This window comes from Chloroflexota bacterium (assembly GCA_011322445.1).
Taxonomy (GTDB): domain Bacteria; phylum Chloroflexota; class Anaerolineae; order Anaerolineales; family DRMV01; genus DRMV01.
In genome coordinates, this window is sequence record DRMV01000021.1 from 62,225 (window position 1) to 84,653 (window position 22,429).

General features: G+C 57.2%; 29 protein-coding genes. 23 read left to right on the top strand and 6 right to left on the bottom strand.

Annotated features, from left to right (window positions below; translation table 11 throughout):
* Window positions 1-140: 140 nt before the first annotated feature.
* The 6 genes from ENJ54_04125 to ENJ54_04150 all read right to left on the bottom strand — a co-directional run bounded on the left by ENJ54_04125 (window position 141) and on the right by ENJ54_04150 (window position 4,553).
* The gene (locus tag ENJ54_04125; protein ID HFC09032.1) at window positions 141-599 is read right to left on the bottom strand and encodes a hypothetical protein; all 459 of its coding nucleotides are present in this window, start codon (window positions 597-599) and stop codon (window positions 141-143) included.
* 561 nt (window positions 600-1,160) lie between these two features.
* Window positions 1,161-2,753, bottom strand: a complete 1,593-nt coding sequence (locus ENJ54_04130) for a hypothetical protein (GenBank protein ID HFC09033.1) — start codon at window positions 2,751-2,753, stop codon at window positions 1,161-1,163.
* 21 nt (window positions 2,754-2,774) lie between these two features.
* A complete protein-coding gene (locus tag ENJ54_04135; GenBank protein ID HFC09034.1) occupies window positions 2,775-3,239 on the bottom strand; it encodes a hypothetical protein in 465 nt (154 codons plus the stop codon).
* Between the two features lie 63 nt (window positions 3,240-3,302).
* Entirely contained in the window at window positions 3,303-3,710 is a 408-nt protein-coding gene (locus tag ENJ54_04140) for a hypothetical protein (protein HFC09035.1), read from the bottom strand.
* A 59-nt stretch (window positions 3,711-3,769) separates the two neighbouring features.
* A complete protein-coding gene (locus ENJ54_04145) occupies window positions 3,770-4,117 on the bottom strand; it encodes a hypothetical protein (GenBank protein ID HFC09036.1) in 348 nt (115 codons plus the stop codon).
* Between the two features lie 40 nt (window positions 4,118-4,157).
* Complete coding sequence (locus ENJ54_04150; GenBank protein ID HFC09037.1) at window positions 4,158-4,553, bottom strand: XRE family transcriptional regulator; 396 nt, start codon at window positions 4,551-4,553, stop codon at window positions 4,158-4,160.
* Between the two features lie 148 nt (window positions 4,554-4,701).
* On the opposite strand from ENJ54_04150, the gene ENJ54_04155 reads away from it, so the two are divergent.
* The 23 genes from ENJ54_04155 (at window position 4,702) to ENJ54_04265 (ending at window position 22,420) form a co-directional block, all read left to right on the top strand.
* Window positions 4,702-4,881 carry a hypothetical protein gene (locus tag ENJ54_04155; protein ID HFC09038.1) on the top strand — a complete coding sequence of 60 codons (180 nt, stop codon included), beginning with the start codon at window positions 4,702-4,704 and terminating at the stop codon, window positions 4,879-4,881.
* A gap of 76 nt (window positions 4,882-4,957) precedes the next feature.
* A complete protein-coding gene (locus tag ENJ54_04160; protein ID HFC09039.1) occupies window positions 4,958-6,058 on the top strand; it encodes a hypothetical protein in 1,101 nt (366 codons plus the stop codon).
* Between the two features lie 64 nt (window positions 6,059-6,122).
* Entirely contained in the window at window positions 6,123-6,332 is a 210-nt protein-coding gene (locus ENJ54_04165) for a hypothetical protein (GenBank protein HFC09040.1), read from the top strand.
* Window positions 6,329-6,529 carry a hypothetical protein gene (locus tag ENJ54_04170; GenBank protein HFC09041.1) on the top strand — a complete coding sequence of 67 codons (201 nt, stop codon included), beginning with the start codon at window positions 6,329-6,331 and terminating at the stop codon, window positions 6,527-6,529. Before ENJ54_04165 ends, ENJ54_04170 begins: the two co-directional genes overlap by 4 nt.
* 163 nt (window positions 6,530-6,692) lie before the next feature.
* Window positions 6,693-6,872 carry a hypothetical protein gene (locus tag ENJ54_04175; GenBank protein ID HFC09042.1) on the top strand — a complete coding sequence of 60 codons (180 nt, stop codon included), beginning with the start codon at window positions 6,693-6,695 and terminating at the stop codon, window positions 6,870-6,872.
* Window positions 6,873-7,000: 128 nt separating this feature from the next.
* Window positions 7,001-7,954 carry a hypothetical protein gene (locus ENJ54_04180; GenBank protein HFC09043.1) on the top strand — a complete coding sequence of 318 codons (954 nt, stop codon included), beginning with the start codon at window positions 7,001-7,003 and terminating at the stop codon, window positions 7,952-7,954.
* An 11-nt stretch (window positions 7,955-7,965) separates the two neighbouring features.
* Window positions 7,966-8,214: a hypothetical protein gene (locus ENJ54_04185; protein ID HFC09044.1), complete on the top strand. Its 249-nt coding sequence runs from the start codon at window positions 7,966-7,968 to the stop codon at window positions 8,212-8,214.
* Window positions 8,214-8,504, top strand: a complete 291-nt coding sequence (locus tag ENJ54_04190; protein ID HFC09045.1) for a hypothetical protein — start codon at window positions 8,214-8,216, stop codon at window positions 8,502-8,504. The genes ENJ54_04185 and ENJ54_04190 overlap by 1 nt, the downstream gene beginning before the upstream one ends.
* Window positions 8,501-9,619, top strand: coding sequence for a DNA polymerase III subunit beta (dnaN, locus tag ENJ54_04195; protein ID HFC09046.1), 1,119 nt, complete (start codon window positions 8,501-8,503; stop codon window positions 9,617-9,619). Before ENJ54_04190 ends, dnaN begins: the two co-directional genes overlap by 4 nt.
* Complete coding sequence (locus tag ENJ54_04200; protein ID HFC09047.1) at window positions 9,616-9,834, top strand: hypothetical protein; 219 nt, start codon at window positions 9,616-9,618, stop codon at window positions 9,832-9,834. Before dnaN ends, ENJ54_04200 begins: the two co-directional genes overlap by 4 nt.
* Window positions 9,835-9,845: 11 nt before the next feature.
* Window positions 9,846-10,160, top strand: coding sequence for a hypothetical protein (locus ENJ54_04205; GenBank protein HFC09048.1), 315 nt, complete (start codon window positions 9,846-9,848; stop codon window positions 10,158-10,160).
* Window positions 10,147-10,506, top strand: coding sequence for a hypothetical protein (locus tag ENJ54_04210; protein HFC09049.1), 360 nt, complete (start codon window positions 10,147-10,149; stop codon window positions 10,504-10,506). The genes ENJ54_04205 and ENJ54_04210 overlap by 14 nt, the downstream gene beginning before the upstream one ends.
* 137 nt (window positions 10,507-10,643) lie before the next feature.
* A complete protein-coding gene (locus ENJ54_04215) occupies window positions 10,644-13,466 on the top strand; it encodes a hypothetical protein (protein ID HFC09050.1) in 2,823 nt (940 codons plus the stop codon).
* Between the two features lie 372 nt (window positions 13,467-13,838).
* Window positions 13,839-14,378, top strand: coding sequence for a hypothetical protein (locus ENJ54_04220; protein ID HFC09051.1), 540 nt, complete (start codon window positions 13,839-13,841; stop codon window positions 14,376-14,378).
* Window positions 14,339-14,638, top strand: coding sequence for a hypothetical protein (locus tag ENJ54_04225; GenBank protein HFC09052.1), 300 nt, complete (start codon window positions 14,339-14,341; stop codon window positions 14,636-14,638). The genes ENJ54_04220 and ENJ54_04225 overlap by 40 nt, the downstream gene beginning before the upstream one ends.
* A gap of 90 nt (window positions 14,639-14,728) precedes the next feature.
* Entirely contained in the window at window positions 14,729-15,757 is a 1,029-nt protein-coding gene (locus ENJ54_04230; GenBank protein ID HFC09053.1) for a site-specific DNA-methyltransferase, read from the top strand.
* A 317-nt stretch (window positions 15,758-16,074) separates the two neighbouring features.
* Window positions 16,075-16,380, top strand: a complete 306-nt coding sequence (locus ENJ54_04235) for a hypothetical protein (GenBank protein HFC09054.1) — start codon at window positions 16,075-16,077, stop codon at window positions 16,378-16,380.
* Window positions 16,381-16,383: 3 nt separating this feature from the next.
* Entirely contained in the window at window positions 16,384-16,695 is a 312-nt protein-coding gene (locus tag ENJ54_04240) for a hypothetical protein (GenBank protein ID HFC09055.1), read from the top strand.
* Window positions 16,692-17,501: a hypothetical protein gene (locus ENJ54_04245; GenBank protein HFC09056.1), complete on the top strand. Its 810-nt coding sequence runs from the start codon at window positions 16,692-16,694 to the stop codon at window positions 17,499-17,501. Before ENJ54_04240 ends, ENJ54_04245 begins: the two co-directional genes overlap by 4 nt.
* Complete coding sequence (locus ENJ54_04250) at window positions 17,494-18,150, top strand: M23 family metallopeptidase (protein ID HFC09057.1); 657 nt, start codon at window positions 17,494-17,496, stop codon at window positions 18,148-18,150. Before ENJ54_04245 ends, ENJ54_04250 begins: the two co-directional genes overlap by 8 nt.
* A complete protein-coding gene (locus tag ENJ54_04255) occupies window positions 18,143-18,793 on the top strand; it encodes a hypothetical protein (protein HFC09058.1) in 651 nt (216 codons plus the stop codon). The genes ENJ54_04250 and ENJ54_04255 overlap by 8 nt, the downstream gene beginning before the upstream one ends.
* Window positions 18,780-20,318 carry a terminase gene (locus tag ENJ54_04260; GenBank protein HFC09059.1) on the top strand — a complete coding sequence of 513 codons (1,539 nt, stop codon included), beginning with the start codon at window positions 18,780-18,782 and terminating at the stop codon, window positions 20,316-20,318. The genes ENJ54_04255 and ENJ54_04260 overlap by 14 nt, the downstream gene beginning before the upstream one ends.
* Window positions 20,315-22,420 carry a phage portal protein gene (locus tag ENJ54_04265; protein HFC09060.1) on the top strand — a complete coding sequence of 702 codons (2,106 nt, stop codon included), beginning with the start codon at window positions 20,315-20,317 and terminating at the stop codon, window positions 22,418-22,420. The genes ENJ54_04260 and ENJ54_04265 overlap by 4 nt, the downstream gene beginning before the upstream one ends.
* Window positions 22,421-22,429 lie beyond the last annotated feature (9 nt).

The window sequence follows — 22,429 nt, forward strand, 5'->3', positions numbered from 1 at the left end:
GCGGGCGGGTGTTTTCAGTATAACGCAAAAGCCGCCCGTGAGGGGCGGCTTTTTAGGCAGGAACAGGCAACAGGGTAAATATATTTGACCCGCAGAATTGGCTTGTGGGCCCTTCAGAATCAAAAAGCAGTAAAAAGGTATTAGTGCCGGAAGGAATTAATAGCCGCAGAAGTATTGGCTATACTTCCCCTATCGCGGTGTTGTTCCCTAATCCTTTTAGCTTCTGGCGGCGTTATAGTAAACTTACTTCGTTGCCTATAGGGAGAGGACAGCAGACTTGGCCTTACGTAGACAATCGTCTTTTTCTTTAGGAAAGTTTCTAATTCCTTATTGATAACATCACTTTGGTGGGATGAAGACGAGGGGGGTGGGGTTTGTAGTGCAGCGGACACTAATTCTTTAAGCAATTTGTAGGTGTTTTCCCTTAAATACCCAGACGCGATGAGGAAAATAGGCCATAGCAATAAAATTATTAGACTTTTTCCGTATTGAACTGCAAGTGTGGAATTAGAATCGCCGTCAAGGTATAAAGATGCTCCCGTTACAATTCCACCCACCACGTATACATAAATCGCTCCAATAAACAAAAAACCGGGCATTTCCTTCTCCTTTCTTCCCTTGTGAAGTAATAAATAGCGTCAGTGGCACGGCGTGTTCATTCCACAATTTCGTTGGTGAAAAAGCACGTTGCCCTGAAAGGGCTAAAATCGCGCACGGCGTAGCCGTGTCCGCTGCACGCTGGGTTGGGCTTTGCCCAACCAAAACCTTTGTGCATTAAAAGGAGCGCGTCCCAACCATGAAGCACCCCTTTAGCACCTACCCATTTGCTCGCGATATGCGCGCAACAACCGACAAACCTCCCTTCCTCATTTTGCGGGTGGTTTGCCTTTGTAACAACCCACGCCCGCTTGGCTTGCCGCCCTGTAAAGGGAAATCAATCGTTTTTGGCAAGCCGGCTTATGTTTGTTTGTCAAGGGGCTTTGCTCTACTTTATAAGCCGCACAGCAGATTAACTTATCGAGTATACCTCAAAATTACTTTGGCCTACTCACTTTAGCCCTGACTTTGCTTTTTCCTCAACGCATCTCTGTCTACTTTGCCATCTTTTTGCCATCCTCATCAATTATATCTTATCAGTATAAAAAAAGCATAAAAAAGCGTTAATGCGAGGTAATACTTGCTAAAAAAGACAGGAGTTCAGAAGCCGTTTGGGATGGCAAAGGTACTGAGGAGGGAGTGGCGCAGGGCGGTTGGAGATGTTTGCTCAGGAAAAGATATTCCAAGGAGGAAAGGTCGTTCTTGGCGTTGCGCCTGTTACGCATGAGTATTAATACGAAAAGAAGAAAGACTGTTAGGGAAGTAAGATATGGCCAGTCAATGGGCCATGAGTGCAGGAACCCTGAAAAACGGTGCATTGCCCAAGCCGCGAGCACTGCAAAAAAGATGCTCGCAGTGCTTTGGATGATGCTACCTAACAGGAAGGCACTGTTCTTTTTGTATTGCTGGTTAATGGTTATTATCCACCATAGAGCCGCGGCTCCCATAAAAAGCGGCCTAGCAAAGGTATCTATATACTCTAACGTGGCGGCAGGCTCACTGTGTAGCGGAATCCTTATTCCCCGGTAAGAGAAGTAGATAAAGGCAGTGAATGCGAACCCTATAACAATGTGCAGCAGGAAAGTGGCAGCGAGTCGGGAGCGGGATACTTTTGTGGGAATGTACACATAAAGCCAAATTGATATGCCCAGGGAAACCGCGGCAAGAAAGAACCACAGTATGCAGCCATGTGGGGATAAGAGAAAGGAGTTTTTGAGGCAGACTGTTTTGAAGTTTAAAGTAGGCAGGTCAAAGATGCGGAAGCGTTCAAAGTAAGGATTGGCAAGTAAATGAACAAACAATAAGGTGATAATGAAAAAGGCGCTGGGGTGCGGGTAGGCAATGCGCTTTTCTACACAGATTGCAGCAAGGGGCGATTCGGAGACCAAACGGGTCAGTTTTCTGCGGCGAGGGGGAGAAAAGCACATTTGTTGGCGAATGTTTTCAAGCCAGCGACTTTCGCTTTCCAAAAAGGCGGCTAAAATGCCGGTAAGAGTTATTGCGATAATAGGGTACAGAAGGGGAAAAGATGTGTTTGGGCGATAGCGGTAAAACTTGAGGAAAGTGTAAGCCGTAAACCCAGCCCCGATGGCCATTAAAGCCGCCCCTAAGGTGTGGGTTATCTCATGTAAGTAGCGGTGACGCCGGTAGAAAAGCGTGCCGCCCTTCTCTTCTGAGGCTAATTCGGTAAATATAAACTCTAAGTAGCGGGCTTTGAAGCCGTGCTCCGCTTTATAAAGAGGGTGGGAAAGGATGAACAGCCGCCACGGCTCGTCACGCAGTAAAACAGTTTGAGCGCTTCCTTTCCCCATGTTTTTCAGGGATTGGTTGAGGTCTGCCATTATGCCGGGTGCCAGCGCGGTGAATCCACGCCGGGCTATTGGGCTACTCCAGCGCAGGTAATAGTACAGTTGGTAAATGATCAGCCCAATGGGAACGCCTGTTGTAAGCAAAAGGGCTGCCAAGACGGGGTCCATTGAGGAAAGCCTTTTGAGAAAAGAGGCTGGGTCGGGGTATATGCAGAGTTGTTGTTGGGCGCATGTAAAAGTGTCAACAGCAATGAAGAAGAAAAAAGAAAATACAGCAAGCCACCCGGGAATTACCCAGCGCCCTAATTTGGTCAGATCTGTATGTTGCTGTTCTGCAGAGTCTGCCATGTTTTCCCCGTTTACTATGTTTTAGAACTGAGTGACTTCAGCAGTTGCATCCTTGGTGATGAGGGCCGTCCACATAAATCCCGTTACAGTGTTCAGCCGGCATCGCCACCAAAAGCCTTCGTCGGACGTGAGAGGGAAGGCGAATGCTGCGGAGAGCAGGAAGTGGGCATCGCGCATGTAGAGGAAGTGAAGGATGGGTTTATCCAGGGGGTTGAATTCGTTATTGCCTTTTTTGTCGTATTCTTCACGAATTTCCTTGGCTTGTTGTTGCGCTTCCTCTGCTTTTTGAGCAAACAATAGGCGCATTGGGCTCCCTTGCTTTTGTTCGGCGGCAAGGCCCTGATAATATTCAATAGGGCTAACAAGGTGGCCTGCGATGAGCATGCTGCCAGTGCTTATTGTTATCGGGATGTCTATTCCTTTGTCGTAATTGAGCAGTATAAACAACGCTACCTGAAGGAGCAAAGGGTCGTAATCTAAGAGCATTGAAGGCATTGGGGAAGTACCTCCGACGGCGAGCGGTATGCCAAGCCTCTGGGCGAGGCGCGATCAGTCAATGGCTTCGGCGGCGTATTTGAGCAATGTTGGCTTAATGTCTTCAAATCCTTCACCGGTATACGTGCCCAATTCTTTAACACAACCATCTAATCGTGAGTGAAGCCGCTGCCAAAGCGGGAAGGATAAACGTGCTTCTTCAATGAAAGCAAAAGGCTGCAGGACGGCCTCTATCTCTTTTTCCCACTCCAGATATTGGTGATAGGTGTGCGGAAAGTTTTTCAGGTGCTCTTCAAAAGATTCCAAAGCGCGGTTTATGGCTTCGGCTTCTTCAGGCGACGATTTCACATAAGGCAAGCCGTCTCGCATGACTTTCAATGTTTTCTTGATACACAAAAAGATGTTCGGGGGCGGAAATTCAAGGACTTCCTGCGCAGCGAGTTTCCACTGATGGTATCCCATAAGCCCCTTCTCCTATTGGGTTGCAGCGGGAACATCTGTTCTATTATCCCCTTTAACGCTCAAGAGCCGGTTGACCGGCTCTTTTTGCTTTGGGGCGGTTGGCCGCTTTGGCGGTTGTGTTCTGGGTTGATTTGAGCAGCAAGCATTTCTTCCAGAACAGTCAATGGACCCTTTTCGCGAGGGGGAAACGTCTGGGAAGAGATGCGTTTGATTTCAGTAAGCAGAGGATCTATTTCAGGGGGCAGTTCATTGTCCTCGTTTACAAGTTGCTTTGTCAGTTGGATGGCGTCGTCATAGATGACCTCAAAAGCGAGGCGCAGGACGCTCAACAGGCGTTGAGTTCCCTCGCTTGTTGAGGTGTCAGAAAGCGCCTCAAGTTCTTGCAGAAATCTTTGGGAAGCAGTCATATTTGCCCTCGCATAAAGAACACGCGTTCTACTTTCCCCTTTAACGCTCAAGAGCCGGTTGACCGGCTCTTTTTGCTTTGGGGCGGTTGGCCGTTTTGGCGGCTTTGAACTGGATGTATTCCAGGATTTCTTGTCGCTCTTCGGGCGGCAGGTTGGCGAGGAGGTGAAGAGCGGTTTGAATGTCAGGGTCGTAATTAGGCGGGGGTTGGTCGTTTATCAATCCGGCTTTGCGGAAGACGAGTTCTTGGGGATAGCCCAACGCGTGAGCTATCGAGCGGCAAAGGTCAGGCCCAGGAGCACGGTCACCTGTCCAAATGAGGCTGAGCATAGATTGGGAAACGTATGCCCTGCGCGCCAATTCGGCCCGTGTCCATCCTCGGGCTTTTAATTCCTGTTCTAGCCAAGTCGTAAAGTCTTTGTTCACACCTGTAAAGATACTTCACAAACGCTTTACAGTGGTTAATTACTATTGACAATTACAAAGTATGATTGTATAATGACTTCACCAGAGCAAAGTGATGTTTTCACAAGTAACGGAGACAGCAATGGCCAAGCAGAGAAACACAACGATAATTAGGCGCACTGTGGCGTTGCGCGATGCTGAAGAAGCAAAGGTCTTGGATTTTGGCAAACGCATGGGGCTGGATTTCAGCAGCGCGCTGCGTTACATCATCAACGATTGGGCGCGGATGCAGGCGCAGCGGCCTGAGGCGCTGGCGGTGCGCGGCGAGGGGGAGGGGGCTGCGGGTTTGCATGGTGATTAGGCGCTGGGCTTCCGGTGTGGGCCGGAAGGCGGCGCTTTTTTGTTCGTTTACACACACTATGAAAGGAGAAAAGGTCATGGATAAGAAAATTGTGCACACATTCGGAGAGTGGGTTCCCACGGAAGACGGCAAGGGCTGGCTGCTGGATTATGTGTGGGAGCCGCGAAAGAAGCGGGCATTGCTGGCGTTTCGGACGCCCGGCAAAGAGGCCATTGGCATAAGCCACAGGGTGTGCGTTGACGATACTTGCTACTATCCTGTGAGCGATGACGGGTGGGTGGCTCAAGGGGCTATTGTTACTCCCGATGGGCTGGGGAAAGCCATCCCGACGCATACTCTGCGCGCCGCACTTGCATGGTTCATGCAGAAGTATTTCACGCTGGCAACTCCGCTGGACTACAGATTGGCTGCCGATTACGCGTTGATGACCTGGGTTTATGACATGTTCTCGGTTGTCTCTTACCTCAGGGTTGTGGGAGAGAGAGAAGACGCCTTGTTGCTGATGCGGCGAATTGGGCAGGTGTGTTACCGGACGATTGATACGTCCCTGTTCTCTACACAGCAGGTGAAACAGATGATGCATACTCGCCCGGGTACGGCGTTCATGGGCGAAGTGAACATCTCTGACAAGTTTGATGAACTGCTGGTTATTCTCAATGTAGGGGCGGTGAAGAGCGCTGCGAAGGCGTGGTACTTCTCCGAGTTCGTGCGGGAGGATGGGACGTTGGGGTATAAGTCAAAAGTGTGTAATGTGTTTGGGCCCAAACTTGTTGTAACGCGGGGGCGGTTTGAAGATCCGCAGACAGAGAAAAGGAGTTTCACACTGCGCTTAAAGCCAGACGAGCCTGCGGCAACGCCATTGTCAGGGGAGCGAGCGCGACAGTTTTATGCGGATGCGGCCCATTTGCGCCGTTTGCTGTTGCGGTGGCGGTTGGAGCATTGGCAGCCGGAAGCCAAGATGAGCGAGGACTTAGCAGTGTACGAAAACAACGTGCGCGAGAACTGGGCGCTGTTTCCGTTCCGAATGATAGCCAAGCGCATGGATGGAGGCGCTCCGATGTTGCTGGACGCGGATGCGTATTTGGAAAGGGAAAGGGCAACATACTGGGAGTGGAAAGCGGAGCGTGCGGAGATGGAAAAGAAGATAGCGGCGATGTTGCGGGCTGAGGCCGAGTAGGCACGGGGCTGGCGCTTTTTTGTTCGTTTACACGATGAAAGGAGAGATGGCGATGGAGGAATTTATGAGGGAAGTGGTCTTCCCGACGGCAGGTGCGCTTGTGGTGCTGGCAGCGGATGCGGCGCTGTTTATGTGGGTGTGGAACGATGTGGCAACTGAGGCTTTGGGGCTGCCTGCCCTATCGTTTAGTGGCGCGTTGGGGCTGCTGGGTCTGGTTTTTCTGGCTTTTTTGCCGGTAAGGGCGATTGAGCACTGGAAGGAGGAAGGACCATGAGTTTACATCCAAAGATTCAGGCGCTGCTGGAAGAAAAGGATGAGCAAATCAGGAAACTGCGGAGCGCAGCGCGTGGCGCAGCGTTTGTGCTGCGGCAGGCAGCCGCGAATGAAATGAACGATGCGGAGAACCGGATCGTGTATGCAGGTGCCGCAAAGGCATTGGAGGATGCGCTGGAAAATGAACGAGGAGGTTGATATGTTTGGAATTTTGCGGCGCGTTGAGATGGGCATTACGACAGTACGGGATGCACGGCGGCTGGCGGTGTGGCTGGCTGTGCTTCCGAGCGCAGGCTTCCTTCTGGGGTGGCTGTTACGGGGCGTTTTGCGGTAAGGGTTCCCCTTGGAGGTTCGCCTGGCGGTGGCGCTCGTTCCGTTGCCGCCTGAGCAAGAGGCGGCGTGGGCGGCGGCAATGCAGGCTCTGGCTGATTTGATTGCCGCCGCACGGGACGAGGATGGGCTTGCTTTGCCTGCCGCCGGTGAGGATCAGGAAACAGGCACTGCGCCCGCCGCGGGCGTTACGACGGGCGCAGGCCGTTAGGGAGATGGGCAAGGCTGCTTTCATTGTAGGCGCTTTTGCGGTGTTTGGGTGATTTTTGGGGGCGCCAAGCGCCAAGGACGCTAAGGACGCCAAGAGCGCCAAGGGCGCAAAGAGAAAGGAGGAAGGTGATGGTTGCAGCAACGATGGTTTACCCGGCAATAAGCATCGTGACGCAGGAAGCCGAAGATTGGCAGGCGGCATTCCGCGAATGGCTGGATGCCAACGGGTTGCGCCCGCTGACGGTGGCGGCTTATTTGCAGGATGTGCGACATTTTGCCCGCTATTTCGCCGGCGTGAACGGTGAGGCTTTCCGCCCCAGCCTGCTGAACAGCATGGACGTGCGGGCCTGGTGGCGGGCGCAGGAAGACGCCAAAAACGCGGCGAGCACGCGCAACCGGCGCTTAGCAAGCCTGCGGGCGTTGGTGCGCTGGGCGAATGAGGCCGGGCGGCTGGAGGGCGACCCCACCGAGGGCATTCGGCGGGCGGCAAAGCGCCAGGGGCCGCCCCGCAGCCACGAGGATGTGTGGGGGCGTCTGGCGGAAACTGCTGCTGCTACCGTACATGTAAAAAAGCAGACCGAGAAGCACAGGTGGCTGGGGCTGCGCGACAAAGTCATTTTTGGGTTGATGGCGCGCGCCGGATTGCGGATTGGCGAGGTGGCTGGGCTGGATGTGGATGATGTGGACCTGGAGGCGCTGGAATTGCGGGTGCTGGGCAAGGGCGGCGTGGAAGGCAAGGTGCTGTTGCCGCATTCTTTGGCCGACGACCTGCGGGCGTGGCTGGCGGTGCATCCGGGCGGCGAGGCGCTGATTGTGAACTGGCAGGGGCGCAGGCTGAGCACGGCGCAGATTCGGCGGCGGGTAAAGATGGTGGGTGAAGCCGCCGGGGTGCCGTTGAGGCCGCATGATTTGCGGCACACCTATATCTACCGGTTGTTAGACGCTTTCCTGCAGGGCGGGATGGCAATGCCCGTGGCGCTGGACGCGGTGCGTCAGCAGGCGCGACATGGCGACGTGCGCACGACGCAGGCGTATTTGCGGGCGCGGTACAGCCAGGTGCGGGAAGCGGTGGAGAGGATTTGAGAGGGCTATCGATGGCAGCGCAATATCGTCCGAAATGGAAAGGCACACTGACAAACGAGGAACGCCAGGCGTGTTTCCGCTCTGCCCTGGCGCGATTGGGCGAGGGGGAGCGCGAAGACGTGGAGGCGCTGGTAGACATTCTGGAAGCGGGGGCAAAGAACGCCGGCGCGAAGAATTTCGGTGAGCATGGTGCGCTTGAGTTGCTGGCGGCGGTCGGGATGTGGCTGGTCGCCGTCACGCCAAAACCCGGAGGTGCATGATGGGCGACAAGATGACCGTCACGGTTTCCATGAAGAAGGTGTGGCGTGTGCAAACGCTGACGCAGGCGTTGCGAGTGGCATATCGCGCCCTGGCAAAAGACCTGGCGGCGCTGGAAGAGATACGGGAGGCGCAGGCTGAGGCCAAAAGAGCCCTGGATGCCGTGGAAATGGATGAAGATGTCTCGTCCACGATACTGAGGGTGCGCCGCTGGGAAGATGCTGTTACAGCGGGGCGGCATGTACGCTTTTCTTCCCGCGGGGCGCAGATATTTGAAGGAGGTGAGGCGTGAAGCAAAATGAGGTTTCCCTCGCGAGGGGTGCGCTGCTGGAAGCATTGCAAGCGGCAGGGTCGGCTGTGGCCGTGCGCCCGACGTTGCAGGTGCTGGGTTCGCTGTTGCTGGAAGCGGTTGAAGAGCGGCAGATATTGCGGGTGACAGGCACGGATCTGGAGATGGCGTTGCAGATGGATGCGCGGGCAGCGGTTGGGGCGTCGTGGGGGGCGGTCGTTCCGGCGCGGGAGTTCACGGCATGGGTGAAAGCGCTGGATGAAGGGGTAGTGACGCTGCGCCTCGATGAGGAACGGCAGCGGCTGCAATGCTACAGCGGCCCATCCACAGGCTCGTTTGCCGTCATGGCGGCGGAGGAATTCCCGCCTGTGCCGTTTGAGATGCCGCCGCAGGCTATTGTTTTGGAAGCGGGGTTATTCCGTCGCGTGGCGCGAGATGTAGCGGTGGCGGCTGAGACAGATGGTGCGCGCCCCGGGTTGGCGGGGGTTGTGTTGGCGGGCCAGGGCGACGGATTGGAGGCGGCAGCGTCCGACGGATACAGGCTCGCCGTGCTGGCGTTAGGGGAAGCGAAAATGCCCTCGGCGCCTGTTGTGATCCCGGCTGAGGTCTGGCGAAAGGCTTCCCCCTATGTGGGCAGCGAGACGGTCACCGTAGGCTGGAATGACAGGTATGCGATTTTTGCGCTGGATGAGCACGTGCGAATGATGAGTATGCTCATCGGCGTTGAGTACCCACCCTATCGCCAGATTGTGCCAGAGCGGTTTGGGGTCGTCGGCCGAATACAAAAGCGGCTGTTGCTGGCTGCCCTGCGGCAGGCGACTGTGTTTGCGCCCGGAAGTGGGGCTGTGCGGCTGGATTTCACGGCCACCGGGCTGGAAATATCGGCGCACTCAGCAGAACTGGGGGAAGGCCAAGCCGCAGTGCCGATGGCGTTGGAAGGTGAGCCGTTGACGATTGGGATGAATGTGAATTTCCTCTACGACGCTGTCAGAAGTGTTGAGTCAGAAACTGTCGTTTTGCAGGGGAATGCCCCCCAGTTGCCCTGGATGGTGAGCGGCGCTGGCGACGATGCCTTTTTCCACATCATCATGCCGATGAGTTATGAGGAGCGAGCATGAGCGAGCGGCCGTGGATGACGAATGATGTGGTAGAGACGCCTAAGGGGCGCGGCGTTGTCCAGGGATGGATGATGGTCGAAGGCGCCCCTCAGGTGCTGGTGCGTCTGCGGGTACCTGGCGAGAGCGTTCCGGAATGCGAAACGCCGCGGGCAAAAGTGAGCAGTCTGTGGCTGTTTCCGCCAAATGCTTTGCAGCGATGGAGACAAAAGCGATGAGCGGTGTTTGGATGGCTTGTATCATAGCGGCATTGGCTGAGGGGTTTCTGCACTATTTCCCCTGGCGCCTGTTGCTGGGGAGGGACCTTCCTCGCCCCGCAGCATACGTGTTGGGCGTGCTGGCGTTTGCGGCGCCGTATGGCGTGTGGCTTTGGCGGCGTGACCCGATGGCGGCGATGGCCCTGGCGGCCGTTGTGGCGGTGGCTGGAGCGGCAGTCGTGGGGCTGTATGCTTTGGACTGGGTGCTGGATGCTGCACGGGCCCGTAAAGAGGCTGAGGCACGTGAGCAGGTGATAAGGGCGGCGGTGCTGGATGAGCAGGCGTAAGGGGCATGACAAAGCCGCCGTGGAGCGGCGAGGGCGGTTGGAAGATGCTGTGGCCGTGTTGGTCAGAGCAGAGATTGTTCTGCCGATGGTGCGCTTGCGGGTGGCTCAGGCGTTGGACCGTACAGGGCTGGAAGCGCTTCTTGCGCCGGCGTTGGAAGATTTGGTGGCCACCGAGCGCGCCCTGGCGCGAGCCAAACGAATGATAGCCAGAGAAGCCGAAGGCTTTCCAGATGGGAATTGCAGTAGCAGGGAACGCGCCAAAACTGCCCCCGTGGGCGTGCATCCGGGGCTTGGGCGCGGCTGCGCTCAAAACGCGGGCGGCGGCCCCGAAAAACATGCAACATAATCTGGGGTTATGTTGCATGTTTTGAGAAAAGCGCCCATGGGGAGGGGGGATGGGCGCTGAAAAGAGCAGGGCGCTATCTGCCCCAAAGTCGGGCTGGCGAAAATTCGCAGCAATTTCGTAGAAACGGGAGATGGGCTGTGGTTGACTACGCAGAGGAAGTCAAGCGCCGCGTGCGCATTGAAGAAATCATCAACGCCGATTGCCCCTTGAGGGGGTCCGGGCGCTACCTGCGATGCGCCGAACACGATAGCCTGGTGGTAGACACGCAAAACCAGGCCTATTACTGGAACAAAGAAGGCGAACAGGGCGATGTTTTTACCTGGGTCATGGCTCGCAAAGGGTGGGATTTCAAGCGAGCGTTGGAGTATCTGGCGCAAAAGGCTGGCGTCACCATTCGCTATTCTGACGAGCAGATGAAACGAATCGCGGCCTCCAGGCGACGAGAAACCGCCTTTGCGTTGGCCGCTCACGTGATGCACGCCTGGTTGTGGGAAGACAAAGAGGCCCTGAGTTATGCCCGAAGCCGTGGATGGGGTGAGGAAACCATCAAAGCGGCTCTACTGGGGTTTACCGGGCGCTCAACTGCTGCTGCCGTGAAAGCATTGCGCGCCGCATTCGAGCGCGAGGGCATTGACCCCGAAAGCCCGGAAGCCATTGCCGTTTTGGGCTTCCGGGGTGATGTGGAGGGCTGGGCGAAACGTCATGGCGTCAGCCCTCTGGGGCACTGGGTGAAAAGTGGGTTCATTCCTGGCCTGCTTGGACGGCGGCGATTGGTGTACCCCCATGTGCTCTTTGGGCGTGTAGTCTACCTCAGTTCTCGCAACATCCTGGGAGATGACGCGGAGAGAAAAGCCTATAACCTGCCGGTGGCATTAGCGGGGCAGCGTCAGCCCTATTTCAACCACGCCTACCGGCACAACGCCGATGAGGTCGTTATCGTTGAAGGCCAGGCCGACGCGATCAGCCTGGCGCAATGGGGCATCGCTGCTGTGGCAACAGCAGGCACTGGCTGGAAGGATTTTGCCGAAACGCTAAAGCAGATTCAAGAACGGCACAAAGTGCTGTATTACGCGATGGACTCCGACGAGGGCGGGCGGGCCGCCCTGGTCGGGCGAAAGGGAGATTACCCCCTGGCCGATGTATTTAGCCCCATGACGCGTATTGTCACCTGGCCAGAAGTGACCCTGGAAGGGGGTAAACAAGGGAAAGACGCTAATGATTTGCTGAAATTCTTCCATCAGCAAGGCGTGGGGGAGGAAGAACAGGTTAAAAAGGTGCGGGAGGTGTTGGACAGTAGCGAGCCGCTGGCTCTGATCGTGGCGCGCGACGCTGGCACAAAGGTGGGGGCGCGGCGAGACCATGCCCTACAGCGGGCCATAGAAATCATTGCGAAGATGCCCCCCACGATGGTGGCAGCATATCGTCAGCAACTGGCGGAGGCGTTAGGCTATACGATACGCGAGTTCAACAACCTGCTGAAGGCGCATAAAAAAACACATGGTGACGCTGGGGACAAAAAAGACGACCCGCAGGATATTGTCGAAACGCTTGGCGGGTGGTTCCCATTGCCTGCCGAAAACGACGAGGATGACAAGCGGGAAGCAGAACGGGGGTGGCTGCTGGAATATATCTGGGATGCGAAGAAACAGCGCCCGCTGCTGGCCTACCGTGACCCTGATGGGAAAGTGGGTACCGCCAATTATGTGGATATTGGCGGCACGCGCTATGTGCCAGTGAGTGACGATGACATCATCAAGGCCGGCGCAGTCATTTTCCCCAGAGCCTTAGGGCCATTGAAGGAAACACGCGAACTGGTGGCCATCCTGACCGCCTTCATGCGGCGGTATTTCTTGCTCGACAACCCGTTGTACTACAAACTGGTGGCCTATTACGTGCTGCTGACCTGGCTCTATGATGCATTCAGCGCTGTGCCCTACCTGCGGGCGCAGGGCGACACCAACACGGGCAAAAGCGAACTGATGCTGCGAGTGGGGCACGTGTGTTACCGGATGATTTTGACCACCGGGGCATCATCTACCGCTTCTCTGAAATTTGCCCTGCACACTTATAAGGGCACAGCGTTCATGGATGAGATGGACATTGCCGACAAGTTCGATGAGCGCATCGTCATTCTGAATGTGGGGGCGATGAGGGACCAGGCCAAAGTGTGGAACATGCAGGAAGTCAGCAAAGGGGACGGCACGCGGGGATATGCGGCAAAGGTCTCCAATGTGTACGGGCCGAAACTGATCACGATGTACGGCGAGTTCAGCGACCCGGCGACCGAAGGGCGCTGCCTGACGCTCAAATTGACCGAAAAGGAACCCATTGAACTGGCGCAGGCGGGCATTCCCACTGAAAAAACGCAAAAATTCTACGAAGAGGCTGAGGCTATCCGCAATCTGCTGCTGCGGTGGCGATTGGAGCACTGGCAGCCGCGCATTGAACTGGACGCCGACCTGGCCGATATGCATGTAAGTACACGTATCAACCAGGTCACGATGCCCATCAAATGGATTGCGAAGAACAAAAGCGATGACCCACAATTGCTGAAAGATGTGGAGGCCTTCACAAAGGCCATGTATGACGAAATGGTATTCAAGCGCTCGCTGGGCACCGACGCCCGCGTGATGGACGCCATCGTGGCCGCTTTGAACGACGAGGATTATATGACTTATGTCATGGAAGGCGATCTGGAAGGCTTTGGCGTCGTAAAGTACATCCTCTACAAGCACCTCGCCAGCATTGCCAATGACATCCTTGATGAGATGAACCTGCTGGACGGCGAGGATGAGGAGGAAACCAAACGGCGCAGAAAGACGGGCATCAGCCCGCGAACGGTGGGGAAGATAGCCCGCGAGGTGCTGAGGCTGCCGGTGAAACGCACTAAAAAAGGCTATGTAGTGGTACTGGATGAAGGCCGAATTGAGGTTCTCAAGCGTAAATATGGGCTGGCATGATTGTAGGTTTACTAAGGTTGGTGAACTGATGAACTTGGTGAACTTATTTCGGGCACTCTGGAGAAAAATTTGTTTTGTCGCACCGCGGCGCAAAACAAATTTGTTTTGGAGGGGCGGAAAACAAGTTCACCTGGTTCACCAGTTCACCAAGTTGCGCAAACCTACAAAGGGCTTTTTGATTATGTCGCATTTTTGGGCTAAAGAGGTGAACCAGATGAACATAGGTGAACTTATATGTTGCTTAGCGGCAAAAATTTGCCATGGAGAAAGGCCGGGTTGGTGAACCTGGTGAACTTTGGTGAAGATAGCGATGTCGTAAGTTCACCCAAGTTCACCAAGTTCACCGCGAAGCGGGTTTAGCAGAGGTGAAACATGCAAAAAGTTGTAGATGTAACAGAAACCATTGCCGACCGCTTGGGCTACGATGGCTGGTACACACTGCACTTGCTGAGCCATGTGCCGGTAGACGCTGATGCATTGCGCCTGCGGGCGCCGGAGGCAGCGCGTGGCTATGCTATGGTGAAAACCTGGGAGGATGAGGTACGAATGTATCACGCCGAGGTCCGTTGGCCGATGCGCGGGCTGGTGCGATGGGTGGTGCGTTCGCGTGGGGCGCAAAAAGATTTGTGGCAACGGCTCATGGTATTGTGGTGGATTGGTAAAGGCGGGCGCATCAGCACGGCGGCGCTGGTGGCTGCCGATGCCTACCAGCGGGCGACGGGCGATGCGGGGATTTTTGGCTGGGTGCGCCGGATGCCGTCAGGGATGAGCGAAGGCGGAGATGTGGCGCTGCCTGGCGGCGATATCTTGGTCGTAGGCGAGGCGTATTGGGTGCCTCGCGGATTTGTGGCCGTAAGCGGCAAGGAGGCGAGATGGACAAGGTATGGAAATGCCCCAACGGGCACATCTTAGGGCTTGCACGGCGCCAGAAGGTCAATGGACGCTGGGTTACACGGCTCTTGCTCTATCGCGAGGCTGTGGACACAGCAGCGGAGCGCCCCGCCGAGGTGGATGTGGTGGCGGCCATTGAGGGCACGGCGCTGGATGTGCGCTGCTCAGTGTGCGGTGCGGTTCGCTCGTGGTCGGTAGGGCAGGATGCGCTGGAGCGGTTGTTGGCCAGTGTGTATCGCTCGCACGATCATGCTCGTGCGCTCAAAGTACAAGAGCCATGAAATTTTGTTGCAAAACAAAAAGCGGTTCCCGCCTTTGCGCCATGCATGCACGGTTTAGTATCTCGCGCGATGGGTGTTTTTGGAGTGTTAATGATGATTGTAAATGCGAACGCATTACATATTCCTTTGGCTGATGAAAGTGTCCAATGCGTTATTACTTCCCCGCCCTATTGGGGGCTGCGCGACTATGGTGTAGATGGGCAACTTGGTTTGGAGTCAACTCCGGAAGAATATATTTCTAATATGGTGCAAGTCTTTCGGGAAATATGGCGCGTGCTTCGCCCAGACGGGACGTTATGGCTAAATCTGGGTGATAGTTATGCTGGCAGTGGAGGAGCGGGTGGCGATTACAATCCTGGCGGGCTGAGAAAGGGGCAGCCGCGATACCCTGGTACAGCCAAACTTGTACGGTCAAAACGTGTGCCACGCGGTAAGGGGTCGGGGCGGTGGGGCGGTGGTGATAGGAAGGTGCTCAATTTGCCTGCGAAAAATCTGATAGGCATTCCCTGGCGAGTGGCCTTTGCGCTACAGGCAGACGGCTGGTATTTGCGGCAAGATATTATTTGGCACAAGCCCAACCCTATGCCAGAAAGTGTGCATGACCGTTGCACGCGGGCACACGAATATATTTTTCTGTTCGCAAAATCTTCGCGGTACTATTACAACGCTGATGCTATCGTCGAGCCAGCAGTTGGCGGCCACAGCGCGACCGCCGCCTCGTTCAGGCGAGGCAGCGGAAAGCGAAGTATCCCGGTTCTCCCTGGGAAAGCCGCCACGCACAGACTGAGCAGGCCAGACGTGCGATACAACGGCCCGACCCGAAATCGGCGCAGCGTTTGGACCGTTGCTACGCGGCCCTATCGGGGCGCGCATTTTGCTACATTCCCGCCGGAATTGATTGAGCCTATGGTATTAGCGGGAAGCCGCCCAGGCGACATTGTATTAGACCCATTTGCCGGGACGGGTACTGTTGGTCAGGTGTGCATTAAATATGGTCGGCGCTTTATCGGGATAGAACTTAATCCCGACTATATCAAACTGGCACAGCGGAGAACCTCTAATGTCCAAATCGCCCTTTTAGCCATTGGCTATAATGCCAGAAGGAGCAAGGAGCCATGAAGTGCAGTTGGGACTTTTGGTGTGTTTTGGGGAACATCGCTTTTGCGCTGCTGGTGATTTGGGATGTCGTGGCGTTTTTCTATCTACTTTCTATTGCCTTCACGACATGCTGGCCGGGTCTGCGCTGAGCCGCCGCCGCTGAACGACTTGCTTGACATTTCCGCGCGGATGTTCTAAAATAGAGTTGACAAACGAGCAGGCCCAGCAGATGGCGGGGCCGAACGCCGGAGATGAGCGCCCGGCAGTTGCTTCCCGATTTTTTCGGGCGGCGGCTGCCGGGCGCTTTGGCGTTAAACAGACGTGAGGAGGCAGGGCTAATGGATGCCAATTTTTTGAGCGCTCTTGCGGGCGTGTTGCTCTCGCTGATTTTCTCGTACGTCCCTGGGGCGCGCCAATGGTACGGGGCGCTGGACGGTGTGCACAAACGTCTGGTGATGCTGGCCTTCTTGCTGGCTGCCGCCCTGGTTGTTGTGGCTGTGGCCTGCAGCGGCTTTGGCCCCGATTTCCAGGTTGGTGTAACCTGCGACCGCAGTGGGCTGGTGGTTTTGGCAAAAGCGTTTATCACGGGCCTTGCGACCAACCAGGCAACCTATTTGGTTTCCCCGCCTATCAGCAAAGGGTAAGCCATGCAGGGCGAAGTGTGGGTCAATTTGCTGACACAGGTGCCCCTGGCGGGGCTTTTCATCTGGGCAATGCTCATGGTGCTGGACAAGAGCAATAAGTTCCAGATGGAGATGATGCGGCGATGGGACGACAAACAGGCCGAGCGCGATGATGTGTGGCGCAAGTTTCTCGACGAGCAGCGCAAGGCAAACAATGAGGCGCTTTTGCACATGGGCGAGGAACTCCGTGCCATGCGTGAGACGCTGATTGCTCACGACAACCGCATGGCGGATGCGGTAGAGGCTATGCGGCAGCGTGTAAGGAGCAAGCCATGAAAGTTATTGTCACGGCTCAAAGAGGGTTGAATGTGCGCTCGTGCAGCAGCATCGCCTGTAAACGGGTGGGGGTGCTTTCACACGGGACCATCGTTGATGTCCTTGAACGTCACGGCGTATGGGGGCGGATCGCCGCTCCGGTGACCGGATGGTTGCATATGGGGTATACCCGCCCTGTGCACGATGACGAGGCCTCGTGGCTGCCTGTGGATGCGCTGGATATGTCGTATTACCAGCGCCGCCTTAGCAACCTGTTCTGGAATGGCGCAGTGCGGCCGTGGATGGTCATCCTCAAGGCCACACAAGGCACATTCATTCTCGATTCGCGCTTTGGGGAACGGTGGGCGCGCCTGCGCTGGGTAGGTTGGCGACGGGCTGCCTATCATTTCTACGAGCCCGATGTATCCGGTCTGGAACAGGCCAAGGCGTTCTGGCGCGTGGCGAGCACCCAGCCCGGCGAATTGCTGGCGCTGGATTTCGAACGATTCCCCCAAACGTGGAGCCATGGGCGCGTGCGGCGTGAGGTCAAGGATTTTCTGGCCTACCTGGAAGACAAAAGTGGCTCGCACCCGCTGATTTATACCCGCGCCGATGTGTGGGACGGCGTTATGGGGGCGGATGCCTGGCATCGGGACTATCCGCTCTGGGTAGCGCATTACTCCCAAACCGCAGAGACCCCCTTGCTGCCCGTGGCATGGGACCAATGGGCATTGTGGCAGTATGGCATTGGCCAATGGCCCGGCGTGAGCGGGAAAGTGGACCGCAACCGCGTACACAAGGATTTTGCCGAGGCTCTCGATGGGTAAGGTCGTTTTCCCTGTGGCAGCCGATGGACGGGTGCAGCGCGTTTTTGGTTTCGTCGACTGGGAGCGTTATGCCCAGAGCGGCGGCGTGCATACCGGGGTAGACCTGGCTGCGCAAGGCGGGAAGGCTGTTTACGCGGTGGCAGATGGCCAGGTGATTTCTGTGGCGCGTGGCGAGGTGGCTGTTGAGCACGAGGGCTGGGTCTCGGTGTATCGCCATGTGACGGCCATCCGGGTCCATCCGGGCGATGCCGTGAAGGCAGGCGATCTGATTGCTGCTGTAGGGCGCCGAGGCTATTTGCATTATGAAGTCAGATTGAACGGAGAAACAAGGCCAGACGCCGCAGGGCTGCAGGCTATCTGGGCAGGTGAAGCGTGGGCGGTAGACCCACTGCGGTGGCTGGCCATGCAACTCCCCCAGGCGGTTTATTGCGGCGGCGTGGTGGCGCATCCAGGCGTGCGGGTTTATGCCGACCACAATTTACAGAGTCAGCAGGTGGGTTTTCTCCCGCAGGGAGCGCCTGTCGAAGGCATGGAAATGTGGTGGGATGTGCATGGCACGATATGGATGCGCCTGCGGGCATTGCCGGCGATGTGGCTGATTACTCAAGAAGGTTTGATGCGAGTCAAGGTGAAACAGTGCAATGGCTGATTACCGGCGTTTTCGGCAAATGAGCATGGCGGAAATTGCCGATTTCGGCGCGGCGTTTGCCGATGCTGAGGAAAGCGGCGGCGACAAACCGTTGAGTTACGCCGAGATCCGGGCGCGGGAGATGGCCGCCAGGAAGGCGCTGGAGGGAAGCGAGGCACTGCTCAACAGCGGGTGGGCTGAGACCTATCATCGGCTGATTCAGGCAGGGTGGCGGTGGCGCATCGCCGCGTATGTGGCCTGGGCGAGCACGCCGCGGAAAGGGCGCTGGCCGCGCACGCAACAGGAACTGGCTACGGAGGTGCTTGGCCTGGCGAGCGACCGGCGGATCGCCGAATGGCGGCGAAAATACCCGGAAATCGACCAGGTGATTGCCGATTTGCAGGCTGAGGCGCTGCTGGACGCGCGGGCCGACGTCATTGCAGCGCTCAAGGCGAGCGCGAGCAATCCGAGTTATCGGCACGCCGCAGACAGGAAACTGTATCTGGAAATGACCGGCGATTACATTCCGGTCAACAAACTGGTGGCTGAGTTGAAGCGGCGGGGGCTTGGCCCCGACGACATTAGATCAATGCCAGAGGAAGAATTGCGGGCCATTATGATGGCTGCACGACAGAGGCTGGAGGGCGGCGATGCCGAGGATTGACCCGTTGCATGCACGGGCGGAACTGGCGGCGCGGGAACTTGCTCGACGGCGGCTGCTCGATTTCGCCACCTATACCCTGCCGTGGTACCAGCCGGCGGCGCATCATCGCCTCGTGGCTGAGGCATTGGAGCGGGTACTGCGCTATGTGGAAACCGGCGGACGAGAGGGCGTTGGCCGTTTGCTGATTTTCATGCCGCCCCGGCATGGCAAAACCCAACTGGCGAGCAGGATTTTTCCGGCGTGGGCGCTGGGGCGCAACCCCGACCTGAGGGTGATTCTGGCAAGTTATGGCGCTGACCTGGCTGTAGAAAACAGCCGGGCGGTGCGCGACCTGATCCGAGATGACCGCTATCAGGCGGTGTTTGGGGCGCTTTCCGCAGTTGACACCCCTGTGCAGGTGAGCGACGAGAGCCGCTCGGCGCAGTCGTGGGAAGTGGCGGGCAGGCGCGGCGGCGTGGTGGCGGCAGGTGTGGGCGGCGCGATTACGGGCAAAGGCGCCCATTTACTCATTTTGGACGACCTTTTCAAGAACCGTGACGAAGCCGAAAGCGCGGCGGCCCGTGAACGGGTATGGGCGTGGTGGCGGAGCACGGCGTATACCCGTCTGGAGGACGGCGGCGCTGTGGTCGGGATGATGACCCGCTGGCATCCGGATGACTGGGCCGGGCGGTTGCTCAGGATGATGGTAGACGATCCAGGCGCAGACCAGTATGAGGTGGTTTGCCTGCCCGCTCTGGCCGAAGGCGAAGCAAGCGCCGAGGAACACGCCAGGGGGCTGCGAGATGGTGTGTGGATCAACCTGAGCGACCCGCTGAAGCGAGCAGAAGGCGCTGCGTTGTGGCCGGAGAAGTATGGCGAAGAAGACCTGGCGCGCATCCGTACCAACATTGGGCCCTATGATTGGGCAGCGTTGTATCAGCAACGGCCTTATTCTCGCGAGGGGGATTTCTTCAGGCGGGAATGGTTCGTGGTGGTGGACAAGCCGCCCGCGCCGGAAGATATTGTGCGGCGGGTTCGCTATTGGGATAAGGCCGGCGGGCGCACGCGCAAAAGCGGCAAGGATTACACCTCAGGCGTGCTGATGGCATTGACCAAAGACGGGCTTTACTACGTTGAGCATGTGGCGCGGCGGCGCATTTCCGCGGCGGAGCGTGATGCCTGGATGGTAGAGGTCGGGAAAACCGACGCTCTGCGCTCAGGCCCACGAGTAGATATCTGGCATCAGCAGGACCCGGGGACGGCAGGCGTGGACAGCGCCCAAATGACCAACCGGCGCTTCGCAGAAGCCGGATTGCGGGCGCAGTTCGAGACTGTGAGCGGGAGCAAGGAAGTGCGAGCGGGCCCCTGGGCTTCCATGTGTGCTGCGGGTGTCGTGAGGTTGGTGCGCGGGGCGTGGAACGCCGATTTCATCGATGAGCATGTGGCGTTTCCGTCGGGCGCCTTCGACGACCAGGTAGACGCCGCATCGTCGGCGTTTGCCAAAATTGTGCAGGGCAAATTGCGGCGCGAGAGCAGGATCTTATGAGCGTTTTAGGGCATTTGTTCGGGAAACGGCGGCAAGGCAAGGCCACATTGACACTCCCCGGCGGGTGGCAACGCTTTGTGGCATCCGTGCCCTTTGGCGATTTTGCGGGCACTGTAGAGGACGCGTATCGGCGCAACGCCACCGTGTTTGCCTGCATGCAGATCCTGCAATGGTCGTTTCCGGAGCCTGAGTTGTGGGCATGGGAGACACCGCCCAACATGCCGCGCCCGGTGCGGATTTCCGGACATCCGCTTCGGCGGCTGATGACGCGGCCGAACCCTGATATGGGTGAGGCCGAGTTATACCAGACGGTCATTACCTACGCTGCTTTGGGCGGCAATGCTTATCTGTGGAAGCAGCGAGACCGAGACGGGCATGTGATGGCGCTGTGGCCGTTCCACGATGGACAGATTACGCCGGTGGCCGGGCGTTCTACCGCTGAGGGGGTGGTGGCGTATTATGTGTTGCGGAGTCGAGAGAACGCAAACCCGTGGCGCGTGGAGCGCCATGACACCCTGACCGGCGTGGCGATTCCCAAAAGCGAAATCGTGCACTGGAAATGGGCAGTGGACCCGCTCAACCCGGAGCGCGGCATGGGGGCGTTAGAAGCGGCGGCGGGTGATGTGCGGCTGGCGAACGAAATACGGGATTTTGTGTATTCATACCTAAAGAACGACGCCGTACCGCCGCTGGTGGTGACATTGGCCGAGGGTGATGTGGAATTGACGGATGCCAAAGTGCGGCGGCTGCGAGAGCAATGGAAGGATGCTCACAGCGGCGCTAACCGAGGCACACCGGCTTTTCTGGAATATGGCATGGATGCCAAAATGCTGGGGTACAGTTTGAGGGAATTGGCCTACGACGCCCTGGCTGACGGTCCTGACGCGGCAATCTGTGCGGGCTTCCACATTCACCCTTCGGTGGTGGGGGCGATGGTGGGGCTGAAACACAGCACCTATAGCAATTTCGAGGAGGCCAACCGCGCCTTAGCGCTGCAAACGCTGGTACCGCTGTGGCGGTCATTTGCGAGCGAGATGCGGCAGAGCCTTGCAGGTGAAATTGGCTATGCCGATGATGTCATCATCCGGTTTGATCTGAGCGAGGTGGCGGCGCTGCAGGATTCTCAAAATGCCATCGAGGAGCGCCTGGGGCGGGCGTTCGACCGCGGCGGGATTACGCGGGCCGAATACCGGCGGGCACTGGGCTACGAAGTGACGCCGGAAGATGAGGTGTTCAAGGAGAACTTAGCCAGCGTGTGGGTGCCGCGTGGCATGTTACGCACTGCCGACCCGGAGTTGCTTGCGGCAGAGGCCGAGCGTCGCGGGGGGAAACGCACCGGCGAATGGGAAGAGAAATCAGCTCGCGACACGGCAGCGGCGCTGCGGCGAATCCGGCGCGGGCTGTTGCCCCAGATGGAAGCCAGCCTCAAGGGGTATTTCCGGGCCGTGGCGGAACGGGTGGAGCAGGCGATCAAGGAAAGCGGAAGCCCCAAGGGGCGGAAGAGTATTGGGCCTGATGATGCTGAGGGGCTGTTGAACGCCGCCGATGGCGGCGAATTGGAAGATCTGTTGAAAAAGTATTACGCCCAGATATTGGAACTCTCGTGGGAAGTGTGGAATGTGTCGCTGGGCGTGCATGTGGCATTTGATCTGAAGGGCCCGCTGGTGACGCAGGTTTTGGCAATGGCGGGCACACGGGTGAAGGATATCCATGAGACCACGCTGGCGGCGCTGCGTGAGACATTGCAATATGGCGCGGAGCACGGGTGGGGTGTGGACGACCTGGTGCGCGGCGACCAGGAGGCTGGTGTGCGCGGCATTCGCGAGATTGTGGAAGAGACCTACGCCAACCGGGCGCGGGCCATTGCGCGCACGGAACTGGGCACGGCCCAAAACCTGACTGCGGCGCAACGCTATCGAGACGCAGGCGTGACCAAGGTGGAGATTTTGGACAATGGCGCCGAGGACGATGACGATGCGTGCCAAATCGCCAACGGACAAATCTGGAGTGTGGACTATTTCGAGGCGCACCCTTTAGAGCATCCCAATTGCACACGGGCAGCGGCACCCTATTTTGGCGGCCGGCCTGTTGACAGGGCATAGGAGGCGAGC